A 4,455-nucleotide genomic window follows, 5' to 3' on the forward strand; every position below is an offset into this window, starting at 1 on the left:
GTCCAGCAGCAGGACGTCCTTGACCTCACCCTTGAGGACACCGGCCTGGAGCGAGGCACCGATGGCGACGACCTCGTCCGGGTTCACACCCTTGTTGGCCTCCTTGCCGCCGGTCAGCTCCTTGACGAGCTCGGCGACGGCCGGCATACGGGTCGAGCCGCCCACGAGGACGACGTGGTCGATCTCGGACAGCTGGATGCCCGCGTCCTTGATGACGTTGTGGAACGGGTGCTTGCAGCGCTCCAGCAGGTCCGCGGTCAGCTGCTGGAACTGGGCGCGGGTGAGCTTCTCGTCCAGGTGCAGCGGGCCCTCGGCGGACGCCGTGATGTAGGGCAGGTTGATCGTGGTCTCGGTCGAGGAGGAGAGCTCGATCTTCGCCTTCTCCGCGGCCTCGCGCAGACGCTGCAGCGCCATCTTGTCCTTGGACAGGTCGACGCCGTGGCCGTTGGCGAACTGCTTCACCAGGTAGTCGACGACGCGCTGGTCCCAGTCGTCACCACCGAGGTGGTTGTCACCGTTGGTGGCCTTCACCTCGACGACGCCGTCGCCGATCTCCAGCAGCGAGACGTCGAAGGTGCCGCCGCCGAGGTCGAAGACCAGGATGGTCTGGTCGTCCTTGTCGAGGCCGTACGCCAGCGCGGCGGCGGTCGGCTCGTTCACGATGCGCAGGACGTTCAGACCGGCGATCTCGCCGGCCTCCTTGGTCGCCTGACGCTCGGAGTCGTTGAAGTACGCCGGGACGGTGATGACCGCGTCGGTGACCTTCTCGCCCAGGTAGGCCTCGGCGTCCCGCTTCAGCTTCTGCAGGATGAACGCGGAGATCTGCTGCGGGTTGAAGTCCTTGCCGTCCAGGTTGATCTTCCAGTCGGTGCCCATGTGGCGCTTGACCGACCGGATGGTCCTGTCGACGTTCGTGACCGCCTGGCGCTTGGCGACCTCGCCGACGAGCACCTCACCGTTCTTGGCGAAGGCGACGACGGAAGGCGTGGTCCTGGCGCCCTCGGCGTTGGTGATGACGGTGGGCTCGCCGCCCTCCAGAACGCTGACGACGGAGTTAGTCGTGCCCAGGTCGATGCCGACCGCACGTGCCATTTCGATTCCTCCAGCTGACTTGAGTGGAACAGGCTCAAGGATGCATGACCGTTCCAAACGAGTCAACAGACCTGAGTCAAGGCGACTCAGGTTTTATTTTGCGCTTATACGCAAGCAAGCCGCGCGCCCCGGCGGCGTGGCACACATTCCCCTCACCCACCCCATGCCAGAGTGCGATATATGGCAGCAAAACGTGCACTCGACCTGGTCGGCGGACTGATGCTGCTCCTGACAGCAGCCCCCGTGATGCTTGCCGTCGCGGTCACGGTCGCCGTCTCCGCCCGCAGCCCCCGTGGGACGGTGATCCAGGTGCCGCGGGAGGGCCTGGGCGGGCGCCCGTTCGCGATGCTGCGCTTCGGTGCACGCCCGGAGAGCCGTACGGGGCGACTGATCATCCGTTCCCACCTGGACGAGCTCCCCCAGCTGGTCAACGTCCTGCTCGGCGAGATGTCCCTGGTGGGACCACGTCCGCACCCGCCGCGCCCACAAGAGGCGGCGGAATCGCCGACCGGGGCGGAAAACGGCGTGGGGACGTACCGGGAGGCCCCGACCGCGGCGGGGACCCGCACGGAGGCGCTGCGCGCGGCGCCGGGCATCACCGGCCTGCACCAGATCCACGGCCGGTCCGGACTCCCGTGGTACGACCGGGACCTGCTCGACCGGCACTACGCGGAGCACCACTGGCTCGGCATGGACCTGGCCCTGCTGGCCCGTACCCTTCCAGTAGTGCTCGCCGACGCCCTTCCGCCCGGCAGGAGGGCGGAGGACGGAACGGGCGCACGGTGTCGCTGAGGGTTGCCTCAGCGACACAGATCACCGCTTGCGCGGCTACAGTGCGGCGGCATTACTGGGTAGTCTCACTACTGACTCGATAAGTTACCGCTTAGTAGTGTGGATCCCCACCCTCACCCTCGCAGGCCCGAGGAGCCCCCATGCAACTCGCCGCGATCATTGTGTCGCTGGTCCTCACCGTGGTCGGCGTCGCGCTCTTCGCCCGAGCCATCGCGCAGATCTACCGGTTCGTCAAGCTGGGACAGCCGGTCCCCGCGGGCAGCCGCACGGACAACCCGAAGGCTCGAACGATCACGCTGGTCAGGGAGTTCCTCGGCCACACCCGGATGAACCGCTGGGGGATCGTCGGGTTCGCCCACTGGTTCGTCGCGATCGGCTTCCTGACGCTGCCGCCGACCCTGGCGCAGGCGTACGGCCAGCTCTTCCAGGCCGACTGGACGCTCCCGGTGCTGGGCGGTTTCCTGCCGTTCGAGCTCTACATCGAGTTCATCGGCCTGATGACGGTCGTCGGCATCCTCGCGCTCATCGTGATCCGGCTGCTCAGCCTGCCCTCCAAGGCCGGCCGCAAGTCCCGGTTCGCGGGCTCCAAGGCCTGGCAGGCCTACTTCGTCGAGTACGTCATCCTCACCATCGGCCTGGCCATCCTCGCCCTGCGCGGCCTCGAGGGCGCGATCCACCACGTCGACCACTACGAAGCCGCGTACTTCGTGTCGTATCCGCTGGTGCTGGCCTTCAAGGGGCTGAGCACCGCCACCCTGCAGAACCTGATCTACTTCGCCGCGATGGTCAAGATCAGCACCTCGCTGATCTGGATGATCACCGTCTCGCTCAACACCAACATGGGCGTGGCCTGGCACCGCTTCCTCGGCTTCCCCAACATCTGGTTCAAGCGCAACGCCGCCGGCGAGACCGCCCTCGGCGCGCTCCAGCCCATGGCCTCCGGCGGCAAGCCGATCGACTTCGAGGACCCGGGCGAGGACGACGTCTTCGGCGTCTCCCAGGTCGAGCAGTTCTCCTGGAAGGGCATCCTCGACTTCTCCACCTGCACCGAGTGCGGCCGCTGCCAGTCGCAGTGCCCCGCCTGGAACACCGGCAAGCCCCTCTCGCCGAAGCTCCTGATCATGTCGCTGCGCGACCACGCGCACGCCAAGGCCCCGTACCTGCTGGCCGGCGGCGGCAAGTCCATGGAGGGCGAGGAGAGGGCCTCCGAGGAGGCGCTGAAGGACATCCCCGCGGCCGCCCTCGCCGAGGCCGAGCGCCCGCTGATCGGCACCGCCGAGGAGAACGGGGTCATCGACCCCGACGTCCTGTGGTCCTGCACCACCTGCGGCGCCTGTGTCGAGCAGTGCCCCGTCGACATCGAGCACGTCGACCACATCGTCGACATGCGCCGCTACCAGGTCATGATCGAGTCCGCGTTCCCGTCCGAGGCGGGCACGATGCTCAAGAACCTGGAGAAGAAGGGCAACCCCTGGGGCCTGGCCAAGAAGCAGCGCCTCGAGTGGACCAAGGAGGTCGACTTCGAGGTCCCGGTCGTCGGCAAGGACGTCGAGGACCTCACCGAGGTCGACTACCTCTACTGGGTCGGCTGCGCCGGCGCCCTGGAGGACCGGGCCAAGAAGACCACCAAGGCCTTCGCCGAACTGCTGCACATCGCGGGCGTCAAGTTCGCGATCATGGGCGGGGAGGAGAAGTGCACCGGTGACTCCCCGCGCCGCCTCGGCAACGAGTTCCTGTTCCAGCAGCTCGGCGCCGAGAACGTCGCGATGCTGAACATGGCGTTCGGCGAGGACGACGAGGACGAGTCGACGAAGAAGCCGAAGTCCGCGAAGAAGATCGTCGCGACCTGCCCGCACTGCTTCAACACCATCGCCAACGAGTACCCGCAGCTCGGCGGCGAGTACGAGGTCATCCACCACACCCAGCTGCTCCAGCACCTCATCGACGAGGGCAAGCTGATCCCGGTCACCCCGGTCGAGGGTCTGATCACGTACCACGACCCCTGCTACCTGGGCCGCCACAACAAGGTCTACACGCCGCCGCGCGAGATCATCGCCAAGGTGCCGGGCCTGCGGAACGAGGAGATGCACCGCCACAAGGAGCGCGGCTTCTGCTGCGGCGCCGGTGGCGCGCGCATGTGGATGGAGGAGCGGATCGGCAAGCGCATCAACACCGAGCGCGTGGACGAGGCCCTGTCCCTCAACCCGGACATCGTCTCCACCGCCTGCCCGTTCTGTCTCGTCATGCTCACGGACTCCGTGAACGGCAAGAAGAACGAAGGCAAGGCGAAGGAGTCGCTCCAGGTCGTCGACGTGGCGCAGCTGCTCCTCGACTCGGTGAAGACGCCCGTCGACCCGGCCGGTGACGTTGAGGAGTCGGACCAGCCGGAGCCCGAACCGGTGAAGTAGTCCCACGGACGGCTCCCGCGGATCCCGCGGGAGCGTGGAGAAGAGGGGGGGGGGGGGGGGGGGGGGGGGGGGGGGGGGTGTTTTTTTTTCTCCTCTCCCCCCCCCCCCCCCTCCCCCCCCCCCCCCCCCCCCCCCCCCCCCCCCCCACCCCCCCCCCCCCCTG

At 67.7% G+C, this 4,455-nt stretch carries 3 protein-coding genes; 2 read left to right on the forward strand and 1 reads right to left on the reverse strand.

What is annotated here, in order from left to right; all coding sequences use genetic code 11:
* Positions 1 to 1,092: Hsp70 family protein (locus ACZ4Z5_RS02570; protein WP_468255572.1), on the reverse strand; the 1,092-nt coding region annotated here is incomplete at its 3' end.
* A gap of 180 nt (positions 1,093 to 1,272) precedes the next feature.
* Here ACZ4Z5_RS02570 and ACZ4Z5_RS02575 point away from each other — a divergent pair.
* Both ACZ4Z5_RS02575 and ACZ4Z5_RS02580 read left to right on the forward strand, forming a co-directional pair.
* Positions 1,273 to 1,884: a sugar transferase gene (locus ACZ4Z5_RS02575; protein WP_468255575.1), complete on the forward strand. Its 612-nt coding sequence runs from the start codon at positions 1,273 to 1,275 to the stop codon at positions 1,882 to 1,884.
* 932 nt (positions 1,885 to 2,816) lie between these two features.
* Positions 2,817 to 4,292, forward strand: coding sequence for a (Fe-S)-binding protein (locus ACZ4Z5_RS02580; protein WP_468256579.1), 1,476 nt, complete (start codon positions 2,817 to 2,819; stop codon positions 4,290 to 4,292).
* Positions 4,293 to 4,455: the final 163 nt, after the last annotated feature.

The sequence above is a fragment of the Streptomyces sp. NPDC030222 genome (genome assembly GCF_055573115.1).